Below are 25979 nucleotides of genomic sequence, written 5' to 3' on the forward strand. Positions count from 1 at the left end.
CCGCCGATGTGGACTCTCTCCGGTTTCTCCGACGAGATCTCCCCCGACTTCACCGAGCAGTGCGAGGTCGTCACCGGCCTGGGCATGACGCACGTCGAGGTGCGCAGCGCCTGGGACGTCAACATCCTGGACCTGTCCCCCGAGCAGCTCGAGAAGGTCAAGAAGACCCTGTCCGCGTACGCGCTGAAGGTGTCCTCGATCGGGTCGCCGATCGGGAAGATCGCCGTCACCGACGACTTCGCGCCGCACCTGGAACGCATGCGGCACGCGGCCGAGGTGGCGCGCCTGCTCGACGCGCCGTACATCAGGATCTTCTCGTTCTTCATCCCGGCCGGCGACGACCCGGCCGTGCACCGGAACGAGGTCATCGAGCGGATGCGCGCCCTGACGCGTGTCGCCGAGGAAGCCGACCTGATCCTGCTGCACGAGAACGAGAAGGAGATCTACGGCGACGTGCCCAGCCGCTGCCTGGACCTGATCCGCTCGGTGGGCTCGCCGTATCTGCGGCTGGCCTGGGACCCGGCCAACTTCGTGCAGGTCGGCGTGCGTCCCTACACCGACGGGTACGCCCAGTTGCGGCCGCACGTCGAGTACGTGCAGATCAAGGACGCCCTCCTGGCCGACGGCACGGTCGTGCCGGCCGGGCAGGGCGACGGCGAGGTGGCCGAGACCCTCCGGGCGCTGCGGCACGACGGCTTCGACGGCTTCTTCTCGCTGGAGCCGCACCTGGCCGCCGGGCACGCCACCGGCGGATTCTCCGGACCCGAGCTGTTCCGCACCGCCCACAGCGCCTTCACCGGCCTGCTCAAGACCGAGGAGATCGAGTACGTATGAGTGTCCCGAAGTTCGCCATCGTCGGCGCGGGAGTGATCGGGCGCCAGCACGGGCTGGTCACCAGCCAGCTCACCGACCGCCTGGAGCTGGTCGCGGTCGTCGACGTCGTCGCAGAGCGGGCCGCCGCGCTGGCCGCCGAGCGCGGCGGACGCCCGTACACGGCGCTGGCCGACGCCCTGGCCGCCGAGCAGATCGACGTCGTGGTCGTGTGCACGCCGACCGGCCTGCACGGCGTCGTCGCCATCGAGGCGCTCGGCGCGGGCAAGCACGTGATCATCGAGAAGCCGGCCGAGGTGACCGTCGCGCGGACCGACGAGATCATCAAGGCCCGGGACGAGGCGGGCACGCTGGTCACCGTCATCTCGCAGCACCGCTTCGACCCGTCCACCGAGAAGACCCTGGCCGCCATCGCGGCCGGCGAGTTCGGGCGGGTCAGCTCCGGGATCGCGGCCATCGACTGGTGGCGGGGGCAGAGCTACTACGACTCCGGCGACTGGCGGGGCACGTGGGAGCTCGACGGCGGCGGCGCGCTCATGAACCAGGGTGTGCACACGGTCGACCTGCTGGTGGCGGCGCTCGGGCGGCCGGTCGAGGTGTTCGCCTACACGGGCACGCTGGCCCACGAGCGCATCGAGGTCGAGGACGTGGCGACCGGCGTGGTGCGGTTCGAGTCGGGGGCGCTGGGGGTGCTGCACGCGACCACCTCGGCGTACCCGGGACTCAGCGCCCGCCTGCAGGTGCACGGCGACCGCGGGTCGGCGGTCATCGACAACGACCAGCTCGCGTTCTTCCACTCGACGCCGGTGGGCGAGGACATCGAGGAGCGGCTGATGGGCACGACCCAGGTCACCTCGGGCGGCGGCGCCGGCGACACGGCCGGCGCCAACCCCGGCCAGCTGTCGGACGCGCACCGGCTGCAGTACCTGAACTTCCTCGACGCCCTGGCCGGGAACGGGCCGCTGCGCGTCGACCTCGAGACCAACCGGCAGTCGATCGCGGTGATCACCGGGGCCTACGAGTCGGCCCGCACGGGGAAGCCGGTGAGGCTGGCATGAGCCGGATCGCGGCCAACCCCATCCCGTACTGGGCCTCGGCCGGCAAGACGCGCGAGGTGTTCGACGAGGCGTTCAGCGACTTCCACGCGATCGGCTTCACGGCGGTCAAGGCCGACGTCCCGGACGACATGACGGCCGGCGAGTATCGCGCGTGGATCGGGCGGTACGGGCTGGCGCCGTCGCTGAGCCTGTTCAACTCCCCGTTCGACGACACGGTCGAGGTCGCCGGCGAGGTGGAGAAGGCCAGGAAGTTCGCGGGCACGCAGGTCGCGCTGGGCCTGGACCGGACGATGGTGTCGTCGATGGCGGTGCCGGCGCGGATCGAGCAGCCGGCGGTGGGGGCCGGGTTCGACGAGGGCCGGCTGTCGCGGGCGATCGACATGTGCGGCGAGGTGTGCCGTGCGCTGGCCGCCGAGGGCCTGCGGCCGCTGCACCACTCACACGTCGGCGGCGTGTTCGAGACCGAGCACGAGATCGCCCGGCTGCTCGACGAACTGGGCGCCGACGTGATCGGATTCGGGCCCGACACCGGGCACCTGCGCTGGGCCGGCGTCGACCCGGCCCCGTTCATCCGCCGCTACGCGGATCGGCTCGGCGGCATCCACATCAAGGACGTGTTCCCCGACCACCTGTCCGGTGGCTCGGGCTCGTACCGGGAGAAGACAGCGTCGAAGCGGCTGTGGGCCGAGCCCGGACTGGGTGTGGTCGACTTCGACGCCGTGCTCGACGCGATCCCGCCGGACTACGACGGCGACTTCATGATCGAGGTGGACGAGCCGTCGGTGGAGTCCAGGCTCGAATCGCACCGCATGTCGTTCGCCTGGGCGCGGCAGGCGCTGGGTGGCAGGATCGAGGAATGACGTCGGCGGTGATCGGGCGGGCCGCGCGGGTGGGCGGCGCCGAGCGCGTGCTCGGCGAGGCTGAGGTACGCGAGTTCGTCGGGGCGCAGCTGGCGGGGCTCGACCTCGACGGGCGCAGCGTGTGCGTCCTCGTGCCGGATGCCACGCGCACCTGCCCGCTGCCGCTGCTGGTGGGCGCTGTGCACGAGGCGCTGCACGGGCGGGTGTCGCGGTTGACCGTACTCATCGCCCTGGGCACGCACGGGGCGATGTCGGCCGAGGCTCTGGACGCCCATGTCGGCGTTCATCCCGACACCCAGGTGATCAACCACGAGTGGTGGAAGCCGTCGACCTTCGCCGACCTGGGGACGATTCCGAGCGCGCGGATCGAAGAGCTGTCGGGCGGGCGGATGCACGGCGACGTGCCGGTGCTGCTCAACCGGGCCGTCGTCGAGCACGATGTCGCGATCGTCGTCGGGCCGGTGCTGCCGCACGAGGTGGTCGGCATGTCGGGCGGGAACAAGTACTTCTTCCCGGGCGTGGCGGGCCAGCAGATCATCGACGTCTCGCACTGGCTGGGCGCGCTGATCACATCGGCCGAGATCATCGGGACGACCGACCTGACCCCCGTACGGGCTCTGATCAACGACGGTGCGGCGCTGATCCCGGCCGAGACGTACGCGTTCTGCGTGGTCACCGCGGAGATGGCCGACGACCCCGACGTGCCCGGCCTGGCCGAGGGCGACCGCAGCAGCGCGCTGCACTCGGTCTCGTTCGGCGACTGCGTCGCGTCGTGGGCCAGCGCGGCCGAGATCAGTGCCGCGACCCACGTGACGTACCTGGAACGGCCGGTCCACCGCGTGCTGTCGATCGTTCCGGCGATGTACGACGAGATCTGGACCGGCGCCAAGGGCTTCTACAAGGTCGAGCCGGTGGTGGCCGACGGCGGCGAGGTCATCCTGTACGCGCCGCACATCACCGAGATCGCGACCAGCCACCCGCAGATCCACGAGATCGGCTACCACTGCCGCGACTACTTCGTGAAGCAGTGGGAGCGGTTCGAGCACATCCACTGGGGCGTGCTCGCCCACTCGACGCACCTGCGCGGCGCCGGCAGCTACGACGCCGAGACCGGCGTGGAGCAGCTGCGGGTGCGGGTCACACTGGCCACGGGCATCCCGGAAGAGGTGTGCCGCGCGGTCAACCTCGGCTATCGCGACCCGGCCACGATCGATCTGGCGGCGTTCACGGCCGACCCGGACACGATGGTCGTGCCGCGAGCCGGCGAGGTGCTGTTCCGGCTGCGCTGAGCCGTTCCACCGGATCCGCTAACCGCCGGTCCGTTCGCGACTGCCGGGGACCTCGGTCGACGCTCCCGGCAGCCGCCGCCGGAGCGCGACCTGGCGGCCGGCGGCCAGAGCGGTCGATCCGCGTACGACCAGTCGAACGGGCAGCACGAGCGGGCGCCCACTGGGTTTCGCTCCCTGCGCCACCGCGATGCAGTTCTGCATGCCGGTGAAGCCCATCCGGTACAGCGGCGAAGCGATCGTGGTGAGCTGCGGCTCGACCAGCTCGTCAAAGATGATGTTGTCGAACCCGACGACGCTGACCTGCTCGGGGACGACCACGCCGAGCCGGCTGAGGCCCTTCATGATGCCGATGGCGAGCTGGTCGTTGTAGGCCTGGACAGCGGTCGAGTCCGACTCGGCGACCCGCAGAGCGGCGCTGAGACCGGCGAGCACAGTCGGCTCGTACGGCCCCAGCCGGCGCGCCTCCAGCCCGAGATCGGCCGCGGCCGTGCGCAACGACCGCCACCGCACTCCGTCCGACCAGCTGGTCTCCGGCCCCGCCACGTACGTGATCCGCTCGTGCCCCAGCGACGCGAGATGCTCGACGGCCCGCCGGATGCCGCGCTCGGCGTCGTTGAGCACGCAGTTGGCCTCCGGGAGGATCCGGTTGAGCAGCACCACGGCCTTCTGCTTGGCGACCATCCGCAGCGCCGAGTCGGTCATCCGCGAACTGGCGATCACCACCCCGTCGACCTGGGCCAGCTCCTGCTCGATGGTCTGCCGCTCCACCCGGGGCGACTCGTTGGTGTGCGACAGGATCAGCTGGTAGCCGGCCTCGCGCGCCGCCTCGTACGCGCCCTTGATGATGTCGCCGTAGAAGGGATTCGTCACGTCCGCGACGACCAGCGCGATCGCGTTCCGCACCGTGCCCGCGGGCGGCTGCCCCGCGGTGGCCGTGCGATAGCCCAGCCGATCGGCCGCCGCGAAGATCCGCTGCGCGGTGTCCGCGTTGACCCGCCCCGGACGCGCGTAGGCCCGCGACACCGTCGAAGCGGCAACTCCCGCCTCGCGCGCCACGTCGTAGATAGTCGGGCGGCCCATGTCGAGGATGTTAAATCCGTATTCCCCGCTAAGACAGCCCTGCGGACATCCGGCTGATCGCACCCCGCCGGACCAGGGGGTGGTCGATCCCGGTCATAGTGGGTCGTGCGCATTCCCCTCGTCAGCGCCCTCACGGCCGTCGCCCTGGCCTTCCCGGCCCCCGCGCTCGCGGCCGGTGGCGCTCAAGCCGGGCGGGCGGCGCCCGCGACGGTGTGCGCCATCGGCGACAAGCGGCTCGACGAGCTGTCCGGCATGGTGGCCCAGGGCGACGGCTACGTCGTGGTCAACGACGGCGTCGACCAGGCCTCCCACCGGAAGATCTTCTTCCTGAACAGCCGGTGCCGCGTCACCCGCGCCGTGTCCTACCCGTCGCGCCCGCGCGACACCGAGGACCTGGCCCGCGCCGCCGACGGGACGCTGTGGATCGGCGACATCGGCGACAACGGAGGCAGCCGCAGCACCATCGCGCTGTGGAAACTCGCACCCGGCGCCAAGAGTCCGACCCTGTACCGGCTGACCTACCCCGACGGCCCGCACGACGCCGAGGCGCTGCTCGCCGCCCCCGACGGCACGCCCGTCATCGTGACCAAGAACGCCGGAGCCGCCGGCCTCTACACACCGGCAGGCCCGCTGAGCCGCGGGAAGGCAACCCGACTGACCAGGGCCGGCGCCGTCGACCTGCCGCCGTCCACCACCAGCAACCCGTTCTCGTTCCTCGGCCGCGCCTACATCACCGGCGCCGCCACCTCTCCCGACGGCCGCCACGTAGCCCTGCGCACCTACGCCGACGCCTTCGAGTTCGACGTCTCCGGCAACGACGTCGTGAAGGCCCTGACGTCCACCACCCCGCGCCAGATCCCGCTGCCCGACGAGCCCCAGGGCGAATCCGTCACCTACAGCGCCGACGGCCGCTCCCTGCTGACCGTCTCGGAATCCTCCGGCGAGCAGGCCGGAGCCCGCCCGGTGATCCTCCGGTACCCCTTGCCCGACCGCCCCGCCGCCTCTCCATCGGTCGCCTCGCCGTCCGTCGCCTCTCCGTCGGTCGCCTCTCCGTCGCCGGACGCCGCGCTCCCCCGGCCCACGGCTGTGTCCGACCCGGAACAGCTGCCGTTCAACTACATCGCCGTCGTGGCCGGGGCTGCCTCCCTGCTCGGCGTCGCGCTCGCCGCGGTTCTGGTGCTGAGAAACCGCGCGCGGAAGCGGTAGGCCCGCTCCGACGCCGTCGAGGCGCGGCGAGTCGGCTTCCCGACAGTGGATCGCCGATTCGACGGACATCGCGCTCCGGCTCACAGCTAGCTCACAGTTCAACCGATCTCATGGGCGCACGTGATTTCGCGCGGACTATGGGGGGAACGGTTGTGAGTCGGGCTCGGAGATGGGGACTGGCCGCGTTGGCGGGCGTGATGCCGGCGACGCTGGCAATTGTGGGAATCCAGGTGGCGGACGCCGCCGCGACGCCGCCCGGGGCGCGGCTGATGGCGGCCGGCAAGAACGTCACGGCCGAGCGGTACGACGCCGGTAACCAGTACGCCGTGGGCCTCGACCTCGGCCTCAACGTCGTCGCCGGCCAGGAGGCGATCGAGGTGCGGGCGAAGCGCAAGTCGTACGCGGACCCGATCGTGGCCGACGTGATCGGCAAGAAGGGCAACAAGCGGCTGCCGGCCGGGACGGTCACCGACATGTCCGGGCTCAGGCGCTTCTCGACCGTCACGATCAAGGACGCCAAGGGCAAGGTGATCCGGCTCTACACGACCAACTTCTGTCCCAACACGTACGACTCCGTCCGTACCCGGCCCGAGGCGCCGGCACAGACGCCGTATCCGATGAATTGCGGCGGGGAGAACCCGTTCACGCTCGGGTCGGTGTGGGGCATCCAGGCCGGCTGGGCCGCCTCGACCGAGGACACTCCCCCGACCGGCAAGCTGTTCGACCTGCCGCTCGGCAAGTACACGGTCGGTGTCACGGTCAACGAGGCGTACCGGAAGGCGTTCGGCATCGCCACCAAGGACGCGTCCGTGTCGCTCAGCCTGACTGTCAAGAAGGGCGAGTACGGCGAGAAGGCGCTGGCCGGCGACCACGATCACCACGGCCCGCAGGTGTCGGACTACCGGCCCGAGTACCGGGTCGCGGCCAAGCGGCCCGCCGCGGCGAAGGCGCCGGCCACCGGGCCGAAGCCCGACCTGCGCTCGCTGCCCGCGTGGGGCATCTCGATCTCGCCGGGCACCAAGAGCAAGTGGCACGTCAACTTCGGCGCGACCGTCTGGAACGCGGGCACGTCGCCGCTGCTGGTCGATGGGTTCCGCCGCGACGGGGCGGGCCTGATGGACGCGTACCAGTACTTCTTCGACGCTCAGGGCAACCAGGTCGGCGCAGTGCCGGCCGGGACCATGGAGTGGGACGCGCGGGCCGGGCACGAGCACTGGCACTTCACCGACTTCGCGCAGTACAACCTGCTGCGCTCGGACAAGAAGCTCGCGGTCCGCAGCGGCAAGGAGGCGTTCTGCCTGGCCAACACCGACCAGGTCGACTACACGATCCCGCTGGCCAAGTGGCGCCCGTTGAACACCGACCTCGAGACGTCATGCGGGGAGAAGGACTCGGTCGGCGTCCGTGAGGTGCTCGACATCGGCAACGGCGACACCTACACCCAGGACCGTCCGGGGCAGTCGTTCGACATCACCGGCCTGCCCAACGGCACATACTACATCCAGGTCAAGGCGAACCCGGCGGGCAAGCTGAGCGAGTCGAGCGCGGCCAACAACACGTCGCTGCGCAAGATCGTGCTCGGCGGCACCGCCAAGAAGCGCACCCTCTCGGTGCCCCCGGTCAACGGCATCAAGGGCTGACCCCTCCGCGCCCGGTCGCCGCTCGCACATCGAAGTGCGGGCGGCGACTGTGCACGTCAGCGGGGCGGATTCTCCGGCCCCGAACCGGGCACGCGGCTCGCCTGGCTCCCGTAGACGGTTCCGGCGGGCGGCTTCGTCCCGCCCTGGAATTCGACGCTCACGCCGCTGCCGTAGCCGGGGCTCACCGCGCTGCCGGCGGCCGGGGGCTCCGGCGTACGCGGGGAAACGCTTTCCGGCGTACGCGGGAAAACCGCACCAGCCGCAGCCGGCCCACCCGCACCCGCCACGGCCGGCATCGCCGGACCGCCCGCACCCGCCAGGGAAGGCATCGCGGCCGGCCACAGGGAGGCCTTGCGCTTGGCCGACACGTCCTCGACCCAGCCGAACAGCAGCACCGCGACCAGCACGAGCGCGGTCTCGAGCACCAGCATCCACACGATGTACTGGAACGTCGCCCACGGCACCTCGTAGTGCTCGAGCACGGCGGCGCCCACCGTGATCAGCGGGAAGTGCCAGAGGTAGATCGTGATGGCCCGGGCGTTGATGACCCGCACCGACTCGGACAGCCACGTGAAGCTGACCTTGTCGAGCACGGCCAGTGCCGGACGGAAGCGCAGCACGATCAGGACGAAGGCCAGCGACCACAGCGTACGGGCGATGGGCTCCTCGTTGAGGTCGAAGCCCCACGCCGTCGGGTGCGTGAACAGCCAGTACAGGCCGATGCCGCCGAGCACCGCGGTCAGCGCGGCCCAGACGGCGACCGGCAGCCGGTGCAGGCGGCCGTCGCGATGGGCGAAACCGGCGATCCAGCACGCGGCGTACGTGACGAAGTCCCACATGATGCCGTCGATCGGGTCGGGCAGGCGGAAACCGGTCAGGTGCAACGCGGCGAGCGCGGCCAGGGGCAGCGCCACCACGACCCAGCCCAGCTTCTTGTAGGCGAAGTACAGGATCGGCGAGACCAGCACGAAGATCAGGTACGCCCGGAGGTACCAGAGCACCTCCCAGAACGGCTCGCCCCACGAGCTGCCCGGCGGGTCCTCCAGCGGGAACAGCCAGAAGAGCAGGTTGAGCTTGTGCAGCGGGTGGTCGGGATCGCTCGCCGACCAGCCGTGCCAGAACATGATCGGCAGCGCCACCGCGGCGAACGTCCACAGGGCGGGCAGCAGGCGCCGGATGCGCGACCACACCGCCTTGCGCGCGCCCGACTTCGCCAGCGACGCGGCCATCAGCGAACCGGCGATGGCGAACATGACGCCCATGGCGGGCAGCACATAGGTCAGCCAGGCCCAGCCGAACGCGTGGTAGACGACGACGCGCACGATGGCGAGTGCACGCAGAGTGTCGATGTAGCGGTTGCGCGGGGGCTTGGCGACCGGTGGCGCCGCAGCCGTGGGCACGCCCGCGACGGGTGTTGCAGTCATGGTTGGGCCTCCGCCACGGGGTCGTGAACACACAGCTCTCGTACACGATCATGGCGATGACCTGCGCGTAAACCGTCGAACGCCGTACGACGGCGGCCCGTCCGGTCAGCTCGGTCCAGCCGTCCGGTGGCGTGTTTCCAGATCTCTCGACGCACGCCGCACCCGGTCACTCAGAGTGAAATGTCGGTGACTTCGCGGCTGCGGGCTAAAAACTGTCGTACCCCAGGGCTAACTTGAGCGATGAGTTACCGACGGCCGTCCGGTCCTATGGTTGAGGAGGATTCAACGATGACGACATTTCTGACTGCCGCCCGAGCCGAAGCCCTGTTCACGAGCCAGTTCGCCACGGGCAGCCGCCCCTCGTTCCAGGCGGTCGACGACGCCATCCGCATAGCCGTGCGTAATCATCACGGCGTCCGGGGTTGTGCCGCCGACGTCGCCGGCGAGTACGGCGACCACCCCGAGATCGCGGCCCCTCGCATGCGCTGGGCCCGCCGCCTGGTCGAGGAGCTGTACGCCGCCCGTCCCGGCCACCGCCGCGACCGCTGGGCCCTGGTCGCCTGACTCAGCGACGGCGGGGCGTCACCAGCCCCGACTCGTAGGCCCATACCACCAGTTGCGCCCGGTCGCGGCAGTGCAGCTTGGTCATCGCCCGGTTGACGTGCGTCTTCGCGGTCAGCGGGCTGATCACCATCCGGTCCGCGATCTCGTCGTTGGTCAGGCCGCGGGCCACCAGCCCGGCGACCTCCTGCTCGCGGGCGGTCAGCACCTCCCGCCCGGCGGTCGGCTGATCCGGCGGCCGGCTGCTGACGAACTCGCTGATCAGCGTCCGGGTCACCGCCGGGGCGAGCAGCGCGTCGCCGCGGGCCACGACCGCCACGGCCTGGAGCAGGTCGGCCGGGTCGGCGTCCTTGAGCAGGAAGCCGCTGGCCCCGGCACGCAGGGCGGCGAAGACGTACTCGTCGAGCCCGTAGTTGGTGAGCATGAGCACCCGCACCCCACCCAGCCCCGGATCGGCCGCGATCCGCGCGGTGGCCTCGATGCCGTCGAGCCCCGGCATCTGCACGTCCATCAGCACGACGTCGGGCTTCAGCTCCCGGGCGAGTTGCACCGCGCCCGCCCCGTCGGACGCCTCGCCGACCACCTCCAGGTCGTCCTCAGCCCCGAGCAACGCCCGAAACCCGGCCCGCATCAACGCCTGATCATCCGCCAGCACCACCCGGATCACCCCGCACCACCCCAGATCTCCCGGCCGACACCGCCGCCACCCGCGGGCCGCACCCGGATCACGCCGCACCGACCCCGACGCCCGCGCGCAGCCCCACGGCCGTCCCATGCCGTCCCGCGTCACCCACGCGCAGACCCATGGTCATACCGCGCCGTCCCGCATCTCCCCCGCGCGGCGCCATGGTCGTACCGAGCCGTCCTGCTTCTCGCGCGCGGCGCCATGGTCATGCCGAGCCGTCCCGCTTCTCGCGCGCAGCGCCCTGGTCATGCCGCGCCGTCCAGCGGGAAGGTCGCCCGGACCGCGAAGCCGCCGCCGTCGTGACGGTCGGCCTGGAGCGTGCCGCCCAGACCGGTGACCCGTTCCCGCATGCCGCGCAGCCCCACGCCCGGCGTCACCGGGCGGTCGGCCGGGGCCCGGCCGTCGTCGATCACCGAGACGATGAGCCGGGCCGGCGCGTAGTCGACGTGCACCTCGGCACTGGCCTCCCCGGCGTGGCGGGCGATGTTGGTGAGCGCCTCCTGCACGACGCGATAGCCGGCCTGATCCACCTCGACCGGCAGGTCCGCGGGACAGCCGGTGACGGTCAGCTGCACGGGAACGCCGGCTGCCCGGGTGCGTTCGGCCAGCTCGGCCACCCGCTCCAGCCCGGCCCGGCCCAGCTCGGAAGGCGCCCGCAGCACCTCCAGGGTCTCGCGCAGCTCGCGCATCGCAGCGCCGCCCGCCTCCTGGATCGCCAGCAGCGCGGCGGGCGGCTCCTCGCCGCGCTTGCGGGCCAGGTGCACGGCGATCCCGGCCTGCACCTTGATCACCGAGATGCTGTGGGTCAGCGAGTCGTGCAGGTCGCGGGCGATGCGCAGGCGTTCCTCGCCGGCCCGGCGCAGCGCCACCTCCTCGCGCGTGCGTTCGGCGTCGGCCGCCCGCTGCTCGACCTGCTCCAGGTAGGCCCGCCGTTGCCGCGCGACCAGCCCGGCCACGTTGGCCGCCACGAACCAGCCCAGCAGCAGCGTGGTGCGTTCCACGGTCTGCTGGCCCGGCCGGCCGTCGGGGACGGTCGAGACGTCGTACGCCAGAAAGCCCCCGAGGAACACGAGGCTGGTCAGCGCGGCGGCCGCCCGATGACCCCGCCACGCGGCGATGTAGACGGTGCCGAGGACGGCGAAGGCGGCTGACACGCCGGCGTGCACGCGCACGTGCAGGGTGAGCATGGTCCCGGCCACCACGAGCAGCGCGGGCACGGGGAAGCGCCGGCACACGGCCAGCGCCGCCGCCATGACCAGGACGAGCACGACGTCGGCCGCTCCCACCGGATCGGCGTCCGGTGCGAGCGCGGCGTTGCCCAGCAGGAAACCGCCGAGCACGACGCCGCCGAGGATGTACGGCAGATCGGGGCGCACGTTCGCACTCTAGGACGGCGGGCCCGCGTGCGGCGTCCCACCGATGCGGTAGATCCGGCGTACCACCGGCGCGGTACCCGGCCCACCCCAAGTGTCTACTGCGGCAGGACGCTTTCCCGGCCGGCCCGGCCGAGCATCGAGTCCCATGACATACCGCTTCTTCACCCCGTCGATCTCCAGGGCCGTGACCGGCCGCACGGCCGAGGTCTACCGGCAACTGCGGGAGGACTTCCTCGGACCGTTGCCCACCTTCCAAGCCCTCTCGGCCGATCCGCCGATCCTTGCGGCGACCTGGGCGCTGATGCGCGAGGCATTGCTCGCCGGCGGCGCGTCCCGGGTCGAACGGGAACTGGTGGCGTCGGTGGTGTCCCGCGCGAACCGCTGCCGGTTCTGCGTCGACGCCCACGTGACGCTGCTGCACGCGCTCGGCGAGCACGGACTGGCCGAGGTGATCGCGCGGGGCGACCCACCACCCCGGCCCCGGCACGCGACGCTCGCCGGCTGGGCCGCGGACAGCCGGCACCCCCGCGCCACGAGGTGGACGAGCCCGTACTGCCCCGAGCTCACCGGTACGCTGCTCGCCTTCCACTTCATCAACCGGGTCGTCTCGGCCCTGCTGGCGCCGGACCTGCTGCCGGGCGGCCTGCAGCGATTCCCGGCGGTGCGGTCGGCCGGGGGGCGGTTCTACGCCCGGACCGTACGGGAACCGAAGGAACCCGGCCGGAGCCTGGCGCTGCTGGAGACCGGCGGCGCAGCGCCCGCGTGGGCCGGGGACAGTCCGGTCGGGGTGGCCTACGCGGCGCTCCGGTCGGCCGCCGCGCAGGGCGGCGAACTGTTGAGCGACGCCGCCCGCGAGACCATCACGGCCACCGTGACCTGGGAGGACGGCCGGCACCCGAACCGGCCCACCGAGTGGGCCACCGACCTGGTCCGCGAATTGCCGGGCCGCGACCGGGTGGGCGCCCGCATCGGCCTGCTGGCCGCTTTCGCCCCGGCCGCGATCAGCCCCGGCGACGTCGCGCTGTGGCGCCTCTCCCACCCCGCCGACGCCGACCTCGTACGACTGGTGGCGTACGGCGCCCTCACGGCCACCGACCACGTGGCCCGGTCCCTCGACCCGCTCCGGAGGCCGTGATGCGCCGGGCGTTCGTCGTCGTCAGCACCGTCACCCTGATCGTCTTCGCCTTCCAGTTCGTGTTCGCGGCGGTCGGCGCCTTCACCGAACCGTCGAGCGACAGCGCGTACGCGTTGCACCGCATCACCGGCATGGCCGTGATCCCGGCCCTGACGCTGCTGACCACGCTGGTCGCCGTGCTGGCCAAGGCGCCCGGCCGGCTGGTCGGCCTGGCGATCCTGCCACTCGGCCTGAACCTGCTGCAGGCGCTGCTGGCCGCCCTGCCGTCAGCGTTCGCCGACGAGTCGGGCAGTAGCACGGCGGTCAGCCTGATCTTCGGCGCCCTGCACGCCGTCAACGGCATCATCGCCGTCCACGTGGTCGTCCGCGTGGTCCGCGGCGCCAGCCGCCTCGCCGCGGCCGGCCCTTCGGAACCACCGACCGGCGCCTCCGAACCCGCATCACCCGGCACTATGGAACGTGCGTCGCCCGCCGCTGCCGTGGGTATTTCGCCCAGCACCTCCGACCCCGCGTCACCCGGCGCATCCCCCGACGCTTCCCGGCCCGCGTCGCTCGGACCGGCGTCGCCCCGCACCTCCGAAGCCGCGTCACCCGGCGCATCCCGACCCGCGTCGCTCGGACCGGCGCCGCCCGGCGCCTCCGAACCCGCGTCGTTCCGGGGGACCGGGAGGGGTGAGGCGACATGACAACCCACACCGTCGTTACCGCCGGCCTCGTCCAAGCGGTCATCGCGGCCGCCAGACGCCGCCGGCCGACGATCGGCATGACGTTCCTCGCACCGGGTCCGCCGGTCGGCCCCGGGGCCCGCACAACGGCCCCACCCGTCCGCCGCACCGTTTCCCGGACGGCTGAGACGCGATGACGACGGGGTCGATCATTGCCGCCGACCTGGTGATCGCGGTGCTCGCGGCGGCCGGGTGGCTCGGCGGCGGGGCGGCGGCGAGCACGGGGCGCCGCCGCCTCGCGACCGGGCTCGCCGTCCTCGCGCTCGTCGCCACGCTGGCCCGCGCGGCCACGACGGTCGCGCTGGCCCGGGCCGGGTGGTGGTTCGCGGCGGAGAAGGTCGTGATCGCCGCGCCGCTGTCCCTGGCCGCGGTGGTGGTCGGCGCCCGGCGTACCCCGATGGCGTTCCTCTTCGCGGGCTTCGCCACCACCGGGGCGGTGCTCGTCACGGTCCTGCACGGCTATCCCGTGTCGGCGGCCGCCGCGCTCCTCACGGTGGCCGGAGTAGCAGCGGCAACGGCCGTGGCGTGGCGTTTCCTGCACCGCCGAACACCCCGTTCAGGCGTGGTCGTGGCGGTGGCGGCCCTCGTCGCCGGCACCGCATTCGCCGTGACCCCGCCCACCGCACCCGCGCCGCCCCACCGCCACGAGCCCGTCGCCGGCCGCAGCCCGGGCGAGCCGGCGAAGCGTTTCACCCTGACCGCCGGGACGATCCACGGAGCGTGGGCGTTCAACGGACAGGTGCCCGGCCCCGAACTGGCCGTCACGGCCGGCGACGTTCTCGAGGTGACACTGCGCAACCGCGACATCGAACGCGGTGTCACGCTGCATTGGCACGGCTACGACGTCCCCAACGACCAGGACGGCGTGCCCGGCATGACGCAGGACGCGGTGCGGCCCGGCGAGCAATTCGTCTACCGGTTCCTCGCCGATCAGCCCGGAACCTATTGGTACCACACGCATTCCGCGTCCGACATCGGCGTGCGCCGGGGCCTGTACGGCGTACTCGTGGTCCGTCCGGGCCCCTCGGGTACTGGCTGCGACCTCGTCGCGCCCGCCGCCTCACTTCGCCAAGGTGCTGGGCCGCAGGCACCGGGTGACCGGCAACCGGGGCCATCGGAAGCCGCGGCGAGCGACCGGGCGTGTCTCGACGTCACCGTGCCCGTTCACACGCTGGACGGTCGCTTGCTGCCGAACCCGACGACTGTGCCGGCCGCCGCGGGCACGCCCGTCCGCCTGCGCTTGATCAACACCGACAGCACGACCCACCGGTACGCGGTCTCCGGCGCGCCGTTCCGCGTGGTCGCCATCGACGGCGTCGACCTGGCCGGCCCCACGCCCCTGGAGAACACGGCCCTGATGATCCCCGCCGGCGGCCGCTTCGACGTGCTCGCCACGGCACCGGCGGCGCTCTTCGTCGACGGCCGCCTGGTCCACTCGACCGGCCCGGCGGCATCATTCGCCGACAGCCGCCCGGCTCCGTCGACCGGCCAAGACCTCGCGAAGCTCAGCGCCTGGCCCGTGCTCGACCCGCTCACCTACGGCACAACCGCACCCGCACCCTGGTCGCGGATCGACCGTTCCCTGACCCTGGTCCTGGATCGTGGCGTCGACCTGCACGGCCTGCTCCCCCGTTATGCCCACACGGTGAACGGGGCCGCCGACCCCGACATCCCGGCCCAGGTCGTCCGGCGCGACGAGATCGTCAAGCTGACCGTCGTCAACCGCTCCCTGGCGGTGCACCCCTGGCACCTGCACGGCCACCATGTGCTGGTGCTCTCCCGCAACGGCAAGCCGGCATCCGGCAGCCCGCTCTGGCTGGACTCGTTCGACGTCCGTACCGGCGAGGTGTGGGAGGTCGCCTTCCGGGCCGACAACCCCGGCATGTGGGCCAACCACTGCCACAACCTCCCCCACGCCGAGGCAGGCATGACGCTGCACCTGATGTATTCGTAGGGCCGCGCACACGAGGACTCGCGGTTGCCGCTCAAGCGGACGGGGTAAGCTTGCTACTCGCCAGTAACAACGGTGGAGGTGACATGCTCAGCTCGCGTTTGCAAGAAGTGCTCGACGGCCGGTGGGCCCACGTCCGCAAGTCGGCCCGCGCCGAACTCGCCGGGGACAAGTTCGTGGCCGTGCCCGGTGAGACGATCGACCAGGCGCGCGAACGCGTCACCCGGCTGCTGCGGGAGCTGCCGGCCGATCCCGGCGTCGCCGCGGGCTTCCCGATCGAGTACGGCGGTCAGTCCGACCCCGGCGGCTCGGTGGTCGCGGCCGAGATGCTCGCCCAGATCGACCTGTCGCTGATGGTGAAGGCCGGCGTGCAGTGGGGGCTGTTCGGCGGCGCCGTGGTCGCGCTGGGCACCGAGCACCACTACGACCGCTACCTCCGGGACATCATCTCGGCCGATCTGCTCGGCTGTTTCGCCATGACCGAGACCGGGCACGGCTCCGACGTGCAGCAGCTGCGCACCACCTGCGTGTACGACCCGGCGACGCAGACGTTCGACCTGCACACACCGCACGAGGCGGCCCGCAAGGACTACATCGGCAACGCCGCGCGGGACGGGCGCATGGCCGTCGTCTTCGCTCAGCTCGTCACGGGTGGCCGGAGTTACGGCGTACACGCCTGGCTGGTGCCGATCCGCGACGACGAGGGCAACCCCCTGCCCGGCGTGACGATCGGCGACGACGGGCACAAGGCCGGCCTGCTCGGCGTCGACAACGGGCGTCTCTCCTTCGACCACGTCACCGTGCCGCGTGACATGCTGCTCGACCGCTACGGCCAGGTCGCGCCGGACGGCGCCTACTCGAGCTCGATCGACAACGACGTCCGCCGCTTCTTCACCATGCTCGGCACCCTGGTCCGCGGCCGCGTGGTCGTCGGTGGCTCGGCCGCGAACGCCGCCAAGAGCGCGCTGACCATCGCCGTCCGCTACGGCGAGTCCCGCCGCCAGTTCACCGCCCCCGGCGAGACCCGGGAGATCGCGCTCAACGACTACCTGGCCCACCAGCGCGTCCTCGGGATCAACCTGGCCCACGCGTACGCGCTGCACTTCGCCCAGGACGAGCTCGTGTCCACGCTGCACGAGGCGCAGACCGCCGACAGCCCGGCCGGCGAGCACCAGCAACGCGAGCTCGAGTCCCGGGCCGCCGGTCTGAAGGCGGCCCAGACCTGGCACGCGACCCGGGCGATCCAGGCCGCCCGCGAGGCGTGCGGCGGCGCCGGCTACCTGGCCGAGAACCGGCTGCCCGGCCTCAAGGCCGACACCGACGTGTTCACGACGTTCGAGGGCGACAACACCGTGCTGTTGCAGCTGGTCGCCAAGGGCCTGCTCACCGGCTACCGGGATGCCTTCGGCTCGCTGGACGGCTGGGGCCGCGCCACCTTCGTGGCCGAGCAGGTGCGGTCCCTGGTGCTGGAGCGTACCGCGGCCCGAGGCCTGATCCAGCGGCTGATCGACGCCGTCCCCGGCCGTGACGAGGAGGTCGCGCTGACCGACCGCGGCTGGCATCTGGCCCTCTTCGAGGACCGCGAGAAGCACCTGCTGGAAGGGGCAGTGCGACGGTTGCGCAACGGCGCCGCCCAGAAGAAGGCCCGCCAGTTCGACATCTTCAACGACGTGCAGGACCACGTGCTCGAGACGGCCCGCGCCCACATCGACCGCATCGTGCTCGAGGCCTTCGTGGCCGGCATCGACCGCACGGCCGACGACGAGGCCCGAGCGCTGCTCGCCAAGGTCGCCGACCTGTACGCCCTGAGCACCATCGAGGCCAACAAGGGCTGGTACCTGGAACATCAGCGCCTGATGCCCGCCCGTTCCAAGGCGGTCACCGCCATGGTCAACGACCTGCTGCGCCAGCTGCGCCCGCACTTCACCACCCTGGTCGACGCCTTCGCCATCCCCGACGAGTGGCTCGACGCCGCGATCCTGCGCGAGGAGCCCGCCCGCCAGACCACGATGGCCGAACACGACGTCGCCGGCCGCTGACGCCACGGCGGCACGCCACCGTCAGCTCGACACGCTGACCCCGGGCAAAACGCCGTCGGCTCGACGCGCTGGAGGCGAGCGGCACGCCACCGTCAGCTCGACACGCTGACGCCCGGTAGCACGCCGCCGTCGGCTGGACGCGATTCCGGTGGCGGCGCGGCCTCGATGCCCGCGCCGCCACCGGAGGATCAGGCGCCGTCCCCGTTGGCGCCGCGGCCGTTGGCCCAGTTGCGGGCGCCGCGCGCGGCCGAACCCACCAGGTCGGCTGCCCCGCCCGCGGCCTTGCGGGCGAAGGTGACCAGCGGATCGGGCGAGTCGCGGAACGAGTCGCGGTAGCTGGCCGCCGCGGCCTTCACGTCCGCGGTCACCGACGCGTCACGGTCGTCGTCGCGACGCGGATAGTCACCGCCGAGGATCCGGCCGTAGTCGCCCGAGTCGACCCACTTCTGCAGTTCGGCGGCGCGCGCCACCGGCACCGGCTCGCCGCTGAACGCGGTCATGCCGATCTTGTGGATGCTGTCGCGCAGGTCGCCGCCGCCCTCGTACTCCGCGGCCTGCTCGAGGAAGGCCGCGGTGTCGATCTGCGACAGGTCGCCCCCGCCCGCCTGCTTCATGAACAGCCGCAGCGAGGCCGCGGGGTCCTGCGCGGCGAGCAGCCCGGCCCGGTCGGCCGACAGCTCCGCCTTGCGCCACCACTCGTACATCGCGGCGATGATCGCCCGCAGCGCGATCGCGCCGACCGGCAGCCAGCTGACGCTGGTCACCCACCGGGTCAGCAGCGTCATGATCGTCTGGTAGACGGCGTGGCCGCTGCGCACGTGGCCGATCTCGCGGCCGAGCAGGGTGCGCAGCTCGTCGTCGTCCAGCTTCTCGACCGCGCCCGTGCTGATCACGATGAACGGACGGTCCATGCCGATCGCCTTGCTCGTGATGAACGGCGACTGGCTCACGTACACCTCGGGCCGCTCGGTGACGTCGAGCGAGTCGGCGGCCTCGGCGAAGAGCCCGTGCACGCGTGGGTACTGCCGGTGGTCGACCCGGATCGCACCGGCCAGATACGACAGGCGGAACCCCCGCTCGTTCCACATGCCGAACAGGCCGCGCACCACATCGTCGAAACCACGCAGCTCGCGCAGGGCGGTCAGCGCGCCCCGGTCGGCCGGATGCTCCCAGGCCCGCGAGCTGATGCCGGTCAGGGCGACCCGCTGCCGCGCCGGCCGGTTGTCATCCTCGATGGTCATCTGATTCTCCCGTCTGAAGTTCCGAGGACGATAGTCCCCGATCTGTCCCGCGGGCACATCCGGCCGAGGACCCGGTTCGTGGCGGCGGAAACTGCGACTTTCGGCCGATGTCAGCCAGTGCTTCGGTACTGGCGGTAACCAGTACCGAAGTAGCTCCCGCGCCGCCGGCGGGCCCGGCAGAATTTCTTCAGCAAGGCCGATGAGTCCGCGAGCCGACGGGAGTCCTAGGGGCATGACTGCAGAGACGCACACCATCACCACCCCCGGCGCCGAGATCACGTACGACGTCCGTCCGGGCGCCGGCCCTGCCCTGCTGCTGGTCGGCTCGCCGATGGATGCGACCGGTTTCGGCACGCTGGCCGGGCATTTCGCCGACCGCAAGGTGGTCACCTACGACCCGCGCGGGATCGGCCGCAGCAAGCTCACCGGCGGCCAGAGCGTCACCACCCCCGAAGAGCACGCCGACGACCTGAGCCGGGTCATCGACGCCGTCGGCGGCGGCGCGGTCGACGTCTTCGCCTCCAGCGGCGGCGCGGTCAACGCGCTCGCGCTGGTCGCCGCCCACCCCGACCAGGTCCGCACCCTGGTCGCGCATGAGCCGCCAATCATCCCGGTGCTGCCCGACCGCGAGAACGCGTCGGCCGCCACCAAGGGCATCGCCGAGCTCTACCAGCGCGCGGGCATGGGCCCGGCGATGGTCAAGTTCATCCTGATGACCAGCCACAAGGGCGAGGTCCCGCCCGGCTGGATCGACCAGCCCGGCCCCGGCCCGGCCGATTTCGGCCTGCCCGCCGAGGACGACGGGTCCCGCGGCGACGTCCTCCTCGAGCAGAATCTGATCTCCTGCACGCATTACGAGCCCGACTTCGCGGCCCTTCGCGCCGCCTCCACTCGCATCGTGATCGGCGTGGGCGAGGAATCGGCCGACGAGCTGGCCCACCGCGGCGGCGAGGGTGTGGCGGCCGGGCTGGGCATCGAGCCGGTGCGGTTCCCCAGCCACCACGGCGGTTTCCTCGGCGGCGAGTACGGCCAGCAGGGCGACCCCGACAACTTCGCGGCCACCCTGCGCAAGGTGCTCGACGAGCAGGCGTGACCGTGCGCCTGCCCTGGCCGGTGAAGAAGAACGGGGGGCCAGGGCAGGCAATACGGTCAGCGCGGGCCGTCAGCGACGGGCGCGGGCCAGGGTGTCGCGCAGGGTGTAGTACGCCGGCTTCTTGCTGAAGTCGTCCCACATCACGGTGGCGGCGCCCTCGGACGGGAAGAAGACCGGCACCCACGAGTACTTGTCGGTGAAGCCCCAGATCGTGAACGAGTTGCAGTCGTCGACCGCGAGGCAGGCGTCGAGCACGGTCTTGTAGTACGAAGCCTGCGTCTGCAACTGCTCGGCGGTGGGCACGCCGCCCTCGGGCAGGTCCATGCGCACGTCGAGCTCGGTGATCGCGGTCTTGAGGCCGAGGTCGTCGAAGCGCTGCAGCACGCCGGCCAGCTGGTCGGGCGCGCCGTAGCGCATGCTCAGGTGGGCCTGGGAGGCGAAGCCGTGCAGCGGGACGCGCTGCGCCAGCAACTCCTTGGCCAGCGTCTCGTACGCGTCGACCTTGACCCCGGGCCACTCGACGCCGTAGTCGTTCAGGAAGAGCTGCGCCCTCGGGTCGGCCTGGTGCGCCCAGCGGAACGCGTCGGCGACGATGCCCGGGCCCAGCTCACGGATGAAGATGTTCTCCTGGCGGTACTCGCCGTTCTCATTGAAGATCTCGTTCGCCACATCCCACTGCTGGATCTTGCCCCGGTAGCGGCCGACCACGGTGAAGATGTGCTTCTTGAGGATCGAGCGCAGTTCCGCCTTGGTGAACGTGCCCTCGGTGAGCCACGCCGGGTTCTGGCTGTGCCACAGCAGTGTGTGACCGCGGACGACCTGGCCGTTCTCGCGCGCGAAGCGGACGATCGCGTCGGCCGGGCCGAAGTTGTAGCGGTTGCGCTCCGGGTGGATGAACTCCCACTTCATCTGGTTCTCGGGCGAGGCGGAGTTGAACTCCCGGGCCAGCACTTTCCGGTACGGCTTGTCGAAGGTGAACGGGTCGGGATACGGCTGATCGACGTGGTGACCGCCGCCGGCGACCGCGGTGCCGATCCGCAAGTCTCGGGGAGCAACCGAGCGAAGCGACTTGGCGTGCGGATGGGCCTGCACCGGCTGAATGACAAAACTGAGAGTCGCCGTGGTGGCGAGGACGGCCACCACGGCCCGGGCTGCGGTTCTCATCAAGGACTCCTTCGAGGAACGATCGGTGGATGTCGCACCCGTAACTTCCGGAGGATCCTCGAAACTTATGCGCCGCAGCGGAGTCCGTCAATCTCTGCCGGCGGAAAGACCGGCAGGACGCCGCAGCTCGCGGACGATCGTCGTGCCGCTCTCGCCCTCGGCCTCCGCGTCGCGGACCTCCCGCGCGACCTCCTCGAAGCCGGCCTTGACCGCCACCGCGCCCGACGCCTTGTTGGCCTCGTCGTGCTTGATCGCGACCCGTTCGATCCCGGGCAGCGTCAGGGCGACCCGGCTGAGCGCCCGCACGGCCGTGGTCATGTAGCCGCGGCCGGCGAACGGCGTGCTGGTCCAGTAGCCGATCTCGAGCACGCCCGGCCCCATCCGGGTCATCAGCCCGATCGATCCGGCCAGCTCGCCGACCGTCGTGAAGATCGCGTAGTTGTACTGCGTCCCGTCGTCCCAGCCGGCCCGCGACCGGGCGATGTAGTCGCGCGATTCCTCGAGGCCGTACCCATCGGTGGCCCACGGCAGGAATTGCCGCAGCTCAGGCAGCGAATCCCGGACGGCGTCGGTGGCCGCGGGGGCCCACTCGGCCGCCCAGCGCTTGAGCACCAGCTCACCGGCATTGATCATCTCTGGCGGTTCCATGGCGAAGAGCCTTCCCCGCCCCCGGCGGCACGGCAAATCCTTTCCGGCACCACCCGGCCGGGCCGGAAAAGACACATAAACGCAGCGCTATGGGTGGGCCGCCAGGCGCGGCGGCTGGCCCGAGCCGGGTAGGTTTGCGTGCCGTGGCTGATCACCTTCGTCCCGGCGACCCCTCGTACATCGGCCGTTACCGGACGCTGTCGCGCCTCGGCGAGGGCGGCATGGGTTCCGTCTTCCTGGCCGAGGCGCCGGGCGGGCGGCTCGTGGCCGTCAAGGTCATCCGGCCCGAGTACGCCCATGAGGAGGAGTTCCGGGCCCGGTTCCGCAGCGAGGTCAGCCGGGCCCGCGAGGTGCCGCCCTTCTGCACGGCCGAGGTGCTCGACGCCGACCCCGACAGCATCACGCCGTACCTGGTCGTCGAGTATGTGGACGGCCCGAGCCTGACCGAGGTCGTGGCCGAGAACGGGCCGTTGACGGGCGGCAGCCTGCACGGCGTAGCTGTCGGTGTGGCCGCCGCGCTCGCCGCCATCCACGGAGCCGGGGTGATCCACCGCGATCTCAAGCCCCGCAACGTGCTGTTCGCGCTCGGCACCCCCAAGGTCATCGACTTCGGGATCGCCCGGCCGCTCGAGGCGACCAGCTACCACACCCGGCCCGACGTGGTGGTCGGCACGCTGGCGTACATGGCTCCGGAGCGTCTCGACCCGGACAGCGAACGGCTGCTCACGCCCGCGGTCGACGTGTTCGCCTGGGGCGGGGTCGTGGCGTACGCCGGCACCGGCCGCACCCCGTTCGGCGGCGACAGCCCGGCCGTGACCGCGGCCCGGATCCTCACCCAGCCACCCAGGGTCGGCGGCCTTCCGCCGTACCTGGCCGAACTGGTGACCGCATCCCTGGAGAAGAACCCCGCCGACCGCCCGACCGCCCCCGAGCTGCTCGACCGCCTCCTCGTCTCCGGTTCGGCCGCCGCTCCCCCGCTCCCGGCCGAGCTGCGCCGCGAGGCCGAGGCAGCGGCCTCGGCCCAACACCAAGCAACAGCCCAACACCAAGCAGCAGCCCAGCACCCGGCCGCAGCCCAGAACCAAGCCGCAGCCCAGCACCCGGCTGCAGCCCAGCACCGTCCGGCTCGGCCCCGAGCGGGCAGAGGCAAGCGCATGGCCGTGGTCGCGACGGCTGTCACGGCCGTGGCAGCCGTCGCCGGCGCCGGCCTGCGCCTGCTGGACGCCGGTGAGCCAACCCCCGCTCCCGAAACACCCGCCGCCACCACCGCCGCCGTCGTCGCCGGCCCGAGCGTCTTCGACTCGCTACGGCAGGCAGCGAGCTTCACTGCCACCCGGACCGAAGACGGGTCCTGCGGCTTCCGCAGCGGCTTGCGGGTGCGCACGACTGGTTCCATGGTGTGCGCCCCGTCCTTCAGCGTGGTCTTTCCACCGAACCAGACCGTCTCGGTGCGCGCGACCTTGGCCGGCGCCCAGTCGTGCGCGACCGTCTGGTTCCGCGCCACCAGAGAGGGCGAGGGCCTGGATTATCTGGCCGACGCCTACCGGTTCGCGCTGTGTCCCGGCGAGCTGAGCCTGAGCAGCACGATCGACGGCCGCGAGACCGTGATCGCCACCGCGAAGCGCACAACCACGACCGGCGCGCCCCACCGGATCCAGCTGAGCGCGAACAACCGGGAGGCGACCGTGTCGGTCGACGGCGAGCGCGTGCTCGCCGGTCCGCTGACCGAGTCCTCCCTCGTCAGCGGGCGTGTGCTGCTCGGCGCCGTCGCCGCGCGAAAGGGCCGGCAGGCCGACGTGACCTTCACCGACGCCCAGCTACGCTCCGGCCCCGACCCCGGCACTCCGGCCGTCCCCGCCTTCGTCTCGGGCGACGCGCAGTTCACGGCGGGCACCTATCTCACGTACGACATCGGGCGGGTGGCGATCGTCGAACCGACCGACTACCTGACCGGAACGGAATACTGCCGCCGCTTCGCCCTGACAACGGCGTCTCCGCAGTGCGCCCGGAAGTATGTGGCGGCGCCGAGCTCGACGCGAGTGACCCTGCCCATTGCCGACAACCGGGTCTACCTCGACTACCGCCAGAACCCGGCCGAGTGCCTCGACCCGCGCACGAACGCCGGAACTTGCGAGGTGAGTTTCGAGGAGTTCGCGACGGTTGTCGCCGAGCCGGACCCCCGCCCGGCTCTGATCACCGTCCGCGGCGGCAAGGTGGTGTCGATCGCGAAGCTCAGCGTCAAGTAAGACCGGCGACCGGCCGGGAGAGGTCGGCCACGATGCGGTCGATCTCGGCCAGCACGTACGCGGCCAGTTCGCGCTGCGCCTTCTCGGCCGCCGGGTCGGTCTCCTCCAGGTCGCCGAGCACCACGATGTTCTCGTCGTTGAGGGTGGCGGCCGGCGCGGTGTAGTTGAAGCTGCCCACGATGACCAGGCGCTCGTCGATGACCATCAGCTTGTGGTGCACCTTGCGGACCCCGTTGCCGGGCGTGTTCTCGTACAGCAGGGCGCCCTTGACCTTGAGTGGCTGGGTGGCCGCCCAGGCCTGGCTGCCCTGGCCGCGATCGAGGATGCCGCGCACCGGGATGCCCGCCTTGAGCAGCCAGAACATCGTGTCGTCGATGCCCGAGGACTGGGCGAAGGTGAACATCGCGAAGTCGACGCGCCGCTCGGCCTTGAGCATCTGCTTCATGATCTCCATCTCCGGACCCTGGTGCGGGGCGAAGATCGGCTTGATCCGGATGCGGCCGAGGCGGAACTCGCGCGGCTTCGGCTCGCGGCGTTCGCGCAGCTCGCCGAAGGTGCCGCTGCGCAGCCGCTCGAACTCGCGCAGGTAGAGCGACGCCGCCGTCTGGCCGTGCAGGACCAGTACGTGATTGAGGTTGTTGCCGTTGTCGTTCGTTCCGGTGTCGGTGAGCGTGAAGTTGGTCGACCCGGTCAGCACGGCCGCGGTCGGCGCGCCCGGGTCCCGCACGATGAACTTCTGGTGGAAGATCTTCGGGTTGAGGTCGGTGACCAGATCGACCCCGGCCCGCAGCAGCGCCGAGTGGATCACCCGATTGTGCTCGTTGTCCCCCGCGAGGCTCCACGGGTCGGCCAGTGGCGGGTCCTCGACCAGGTAGTCGCCCTCGAGGACGATCTGCACGCTGACCTTGCGCGCCTTGGCCGCGAGCACCGCCTCGGCGACCGCCCGCGAGTCCAGCTCCTGCACCGCGATCAGCAACGTGTCGGTCGCCCCGGCGATGAAGTCGCGGATCACCACGTCCAGGTCGTCCGGCCCGCCGAGCACGGCCGGCCCGGCGTAGAACTCCACACTGCCCAGGTCGATGCCCATGCGGTCAGTGTGCGCCCCCCGCACGCCCCGCGGTGTCACCTGGACGACGGGCCGTATCGTTCCCTGGTGACCAAGATCAGGTTCGCCCGGATGCTGACCGAGGTCTTCGCGCCCGGCGTGCTCGTCGCGCTCCTGCTCATGGTCGTCGGCCTCCACGCCGGAAGCTGGTGGGGTGTGGGGGCGGCAGTGTTCACGGCGGGCATTCCCATGGCGTACGTCGTGCGGGGCGTCCGCCGCGGCCGGCTGACCAGTCATCACATTCCCGAGCGGGAGCACCGCCGGGGGCCGCTGCTGTTCGGGCTGGCGTCGGTGCTGGCCGGCACCACCGCGCTGGTGGCGCTCGGCGCGCCGCGGGCACTGCTCGCCCTGCTCGGCGCCGGGATCACCGGCCTCGTCGTCTTCACGGCCGTCACGGCGTACTGGAAGATGTCGATCCACGCCGGGGTGGCCGCCGGAACCGTGGCGGTGCTGGTCGCCGTGTACGGGCCGTTCGCACTGCTCGCCGTGCCGCTGGTGCCGCTGATCGGCTGGTCGCGGCTGGTGCTGAAGGCGCACACGCTCGGGCAGGTCCTCGCCGGGTCGCTGGTCGGCGCCCTCATCGCCGGGACGGTTTTTCCGCTCCTGCGATGATCCTCTCGGT

22 protein-coding genes are annotated in these 25979 nt (G+C 71.6%); 14 read left to right on the plus strand and 8 right to left on the minus strand.

The window, feature by feature from the left end; all coding sequences use genetic code 11:
* Positions 1-6: 6 nt before the first annotated feature.
* Genes LXN57_RS01030 through LXN57_RS01045 form a run of 4 tightly spaced genes read left to right on the plus strand, consistent with a single transcriptional unit; the run spans position 7 to position 4038 of the window.
* Positions 7-834, plus strand: a complete 828-nt coding sequence (locus tag LXN57_RS01030; RefSeq protein WP_251795921.1) for a sugar phosphate isomerase/epimerase family protein — start codon at positions 7-9, stop codon at positions 832-834.
* Positions 831-1889 (plus strand): Gfo/Idh/MocA family protein, encoded by a 1059-nt coding sequence (locus LXN57_RS01035; RefSeq protein ID WP_251795922.1) that lies wholly within the window; start codon positions 831-833, stop codon positions 1887-1889. The genes LXN57_RS01030 and LXN57_RS01035 overlap by 4 nt, the downstream gene beginning before the upstream one ends.
* The gene (locus LXN57_RS01040) at positions 1886-2749 is read left to right on the plus strand and encodes a sugar phosphate isomerase/epimerase family protein (RefSeq protein ID WP_251795923.1); all 864 of its coding nucleotides are present in this window, start codon (positions 1886-1888) and stop codon (positions 2747-2749) included. The genes LXN57_RS01035 and LXN57_RS01040 overlap by 4 nt, the downstream gene beginning before the upstream one ends.
* Positions 2746-4038 (plus strand): lactate racemase domain-containing protein, encoded by a 1293-nt coding sequence (locus LXN57_RS01045; protein ID WP_251795924.1) that lies wholly within the window; start codon positions 2746-2748, stop codon positions 4036-4038. Before LXN57_RS01040 ends, LXN57_RS01045 begins: the two co-directional genes overlap by 4 nt.
* Positions 4039-4056: 18 nt before the next feature.
* Here LXN57_RS01045 and LXN57_RS01050 read toward each other — a convergent pair whose 3' ends face one another.
* The gene (locus LXN57_RS01050) at positions 4057-5118 is read right to left on the minus strand and encodes a LacI family DNA-binding transcriptional regulator (RefSeq protein WP_251795925.1); all 1062 of its coding nucleotides are present in this window, start codon (positions 5116-5118) and stop codon (positions 4057-4059) included.
* Between the two features lie 105 nt (positions 5119-5223).
* Here LXN57_RS01050 and LXN57_RS01055 point away from each other — a divergent pair, with 105 nt between their 5' ends.
* Positions 5224-6324, plus strand: coding sequence for an NHL repeat-containing protein (locus LXN57_RS01055; protein ID WP_251795926.1), 1101 nt, complete (start codon positions 5224-5226; stop codon positions 6322-6324).
* 218 nt (positions 6325-6542) lie between these two features.
* Positions 6543-7964 (plus strand): lysyl oxidase family protein, encoded by a 1422-nt coding sequence (locus LXN57_RS01060; protein WP_251795927.1) that lies wholly within the window; start codon positions 6543-6545, stop codon positions 7962-7964.
* Between the two features lie 56 nt (positions 7965-8020).
* Here LXN57_RS01060 and LXN57_RS01065 read toward each other — a convergent pair whose 3' ends face one another.
* Positions 8021-9388 (minus strand): acyltransferase family protein, encoded by a 1368-nt coding sequence (locus LXN57_RS01065; RefSeq protein ID WP_251795928.1) that lies wholly within the window; start codon positions 9386-9388, stop codon positions 8021-8023.
* A gap of 288 nt (positions 9389-9676) precedes the next feature.
* Here LXN57_RS01065 and LXN57_RS01070 point away from each other — a divergent pair, with 288 nt between their 5' ends.
* Positions 9677-9952 (plus strand): hypothetical protein, encoded by a 276-nt coding sequence (locus LXN57_RS01070; protein ID WP_251795929.1) that lies wholly within the window; start codon positions 9677-9679, stop codon positions 9950-9952.
* 1 nt (position 9953) lies between these two features.
* Here the strand turns inward: LXN57_RS01070 and LXN57_RS01075 are convergent, their stop codons facing one another.
* Together LXN57_RS01075 and LXN57_RS01080 are read right to left on the minus strand one after the other, a co-directional pair.
* The gene (locus LXN57_RS01075; protein ID WP_251795930.1) at positions 9954-10616 is read right to left on the minus strand and encodes a response regulator; all 663 of its coding nucleotides are present in this window, start codon (positions 10614-10616) and stop codon (positions 9954-9956) included.
* A gap of 263 nt (positions 10617-10879) precedes the next feature.
* A complete protein-coding gene (locus LXN57_RS01080; RefSeq protein ID WP_251795931.1) occupies positions 10880-12010 on the minus strand; it encodes a sensor histidine kinase in 1131 nt (376 codons plus the stop codon).
* 145 nt (positions 12011-12155) lie between these two features.
* Here LXN57_RS01080 and LXN57_RS01085 point away from each other — a divergent pair, with 145 nt between their 5' ends.
* The 4 genes from LXN57_RS01085 to LXN57_RS01100 all read left to right on the plus strand — a co-directional run bounded on the left by LXN57_RS01085 (position 12156) and on the right by LXN57_RS01100 (position 17860).
* Positions 12156-13145, plus strand: coding sequence for a carboxymuconolactone decarboxylase family protein (locus LXN57_RS01085; RefSeq protein ID WP_251795932.1), 990 nt, complete (start codon positions 12156-12158; stop codon positions 13143-13145).
* Entirely contained in the window at positions 13145-13831 is a 687-nt protein-coding gene (locus LXN57_RS01090; RefSeq protein ID WP_251795933.1) for a DUF6220 domain-containing protein, read from the plus strand. The genes LXN57_RS01085 and LXN57_RS01090 overlap by 1 nt, the downstream gene beginning before the upstream one ends.
* A gap of 172 nt (positions 13832-14003) precedes the next feature.
* The gene (locus LXN57_RS01095; protein WP_251795934.1) at positions 14004-15824 is read left to right on the plus strand and encodes a multicopper oxidase family protein; all 1821 of its coding nucleotides are present in this window, start codon (positions 14004-14006) and stop codon (positions 15822-15824) included.
* Between the two features lie 83 nt (positions 15825-15907).
* Positions 15908-17860, plus strand: coding sequence for an acyl-CoA dehydrogenase family protein (locus LXN57_RS01100; RefSeq protein ID WP_251795935.1), 1953 nt, complete (start codon positions 15908-15910; stop codon positions 17858-17860).
* A 188-nt stretch (positions 17861-18048) separates the two neighbouring features.
* Here the strand turns inward: LXN57_RS01100 and LXN57_RS01105 are convergent, their stop codons facing one another.
* Complete coding sequence (locus tag LXN57_RS01105; protein WP_251795936.1) at positions 18049-19101, minus strand: M48 family metallopeptidase; 1053 nt, start codon at positions 19099-19101, stop codon at positions 18049-18051.
* Between the two features lie 232 nt (positions 19102-19333).
* On the opposite strand from LXN57_RS01105, the gene LXN57_RS01110 reads away from it, so the two are divergent.
* A complete protein-coding gene (locus LXN57_RS01110) occupies positions 19334-20194 on the plus strand; it encodes an alpha/beta fold hydrolase (RefSeq protein ID WP_251795937.1) in 861 nt (286 codons plus the stop codon).
* Between the two features lie 69 nt (positions 20195-20263).
* Here the strand turns inward: LXN57_RS01110 and LXN57_RS01115 are convergent, their stop codons facing one another.
* Both LXN57_RS01115 and LXN57_RS01120 read right to left on the minus strand, forming a co-directional pair.
* Positions 20264-21358 (minus strand): endo-1,4-beta-xylanase, encoded by a 1095-nt coding sequence (locus tag LXN57_RS01115; protein ID WP_251795938.1) that lies wholly within the window; start codon positions 21356-21358, stop codon positions 20264-20266.
* A gap of 87 nt (positions 21359-21445) precedes the next feature.
* Complete coding sequence (locus LXN57_RS01120) at positions 21446-22006, minus strand: GNAT family N-acetyltransferase (protein ID WP_251795939.1); 561 nt, start codon at positions 22004-22006, stop codon at positions 21446-21448.
* Positions 22007-22149: 143 nt separating this feature from the next.
* Between LXN57_RS01120 and LXN57_RS01125 the strand changes: the two genes are divergently transcribed.
* Positions 22150-24252: a protein kinase domain-containing protein gene (locus LXN57_RS01125; RefSeq protein ID WP_251795940.1), complete on the plus strand. Its 2103-nt coding sequence runs from the start codon at positions 22150-22152 to the stop codon at positions 24250-24252.
* Here LXN57_RS01125 and LXN57_RS01130 read toward each other — a convergent pair.
* The gene (locus LXN57_RS01130) at positions 24245-25339 is read right to left on the minus strand and encodes a phospholipase D-like domain-containing protein (protein ID WP_251795941.1); all 1095 of its coding nucleotides are present in this window, start codon (positions 25337-25339) and stop codon (positions 24245-24247) included. The genes LXN57_RS01125 and LXN57_RS01130 overlap by 8 nt on opposite strands.
* A gap of 66 nt (positions 25340-25405) precedes the next feature.
* Here LXN57_RS01130 and LXN57_RS01135 point away from each other — a divergent pair, with 66 nt between their 5' ends.
* Complete coding sequence (locus LXN57_RS01135) at positions 25406-25969, plus strand: phosphatase PAP2 family protein (protein ID WP_308206584.1); 564 nt, start codon at positions 25406-25408, stop codon at positions 25967-25969.
* The last annotated feature ends 10 nt before the right edge of the window (positions 25970-25979 follow it).

Source organism: Paractinoplanes hotanensis (genome assembly GCF_023717965.1).
Classification (GTDB): domain Bacteria; phylum Actinomycetota; class Actinomycetes; order Mycobacteriales; family Micromonosporaceae; genus Actinoplanes; species Actinoplanes polyasparticus.

Bases quoted from the DNA above. Each gene is read 5' to 3' on its own strand.
- LXN57_RS01030 (WP_251795921.1), top strand. From the start codon at position 7: ATGTGGACTCTCTCCGGTTTCTCCGACGAGATCTCCCCCGACTTCACC.
- LXN57_RS01035 (WP_251795922.1), top strand. From the start codon at position 831: ATGAGTGTCCCGAAGTTCGCCATCGTCGGCGCGGGAGTGATCGGGCGC.
- LXN57_RS01040 (WP_251795923.1), top strand. From the start codon at position 1,886: ATGAGCCGGATCGCGGCCAACCCCATCCCGTACTGGGCCTCGGCCGGC.
- LXN57_RS01045 (WP_251795924.1), top strand. From the start codon at position 2,746: ATGACGTCGGCGGTGATCGGGCGGGCCGCGCGGGTGGGCGGCGCCGAG.
- LXN57_RS01050 (WP_251795925.1), bottom strand. From the start codon at position 5,118: ATGGGCCGCCCGACTATCTACGACGTGGCGCGCGAGGCGGGAGTTGCC.
- LXN57_RS01065 (WP_251795928.1), bottom strand. From the start codon at position 9,388: ATGACTGCAACACCCGTCGCGGGCGTGCCCACGGCTGCGGCGCCACCG.
- LXN57_RS01070 (WP_251795929.1), top strand. From the start codon at position 9,677: ATGACGACATTTCTGACTGCCGCCCGAGCCGAAGCCCTGTTCACGAGC.
- LXN57_RS01085 (WP_251795932.1), top strand. From the start codon at position 12,156: ATGACATACCGCTTCTTCACCCCGTCGATCTCCAGGGCCGTGACCGGC.
- LXN57_RS01090 (WP_251795933.1), top strand. From the start codon at position 13,145: ATGCGCCGGGCGTTCGTCGTCGTCAGCACCGTCACCCTGATCGTCTTC.
- LXN57_RS01095 (WP_251795934.1), top strand. From the start codon at position 14,004: ATGACGACGGGGTCGATCATTGCCGCCGACCTGGTGATCGCGGTGCTC.
- LXN57_RS01100 (WP_251795935.1), top strand. From the start codon at position 15,908: ATGCTCAGCTCGCGTTTGCAAGAAGTGCTCGACGGCCGGTGGGCCCAC.
- LXN57_RS01105 (WP_251795936.1), bottom strand. From the start codon at position 19,101: ATGACCATCGAGGATGACAACCGGCCGGCGCGGCAGCGGGTCGCCCTG.
- LXN57_RS01110 (WP_251795937.1), top strand. From the start codon at position 19,334: ATGACTGCAGAGACGCACACCATCACCACCCCCGGCGCCGAGATCACG.
- LXN57_RS01115 (WP_251795938.1), bottom strand. From the start codon at position 21,358: ATGAGAACCGCAGCCCGGGCCGTGGTGGCCGTCCTCGCCACCACGGCG.
- LXN57_RS01120 (WP_251795939.1), bottom strand. From the start codon at position 22,006: ATGGAACCGCCAGAGATGATCAATGCCGGTGAGCTGGTGCTCAAGCGC.
- LXN57_RS01130 (WP_251795941.1), bottom strand. From the start codon at position 25,339: ATGGGCATCGACCTGGGCAGTGTGGAGTTCTACGCCGGGCCGGCCGTG.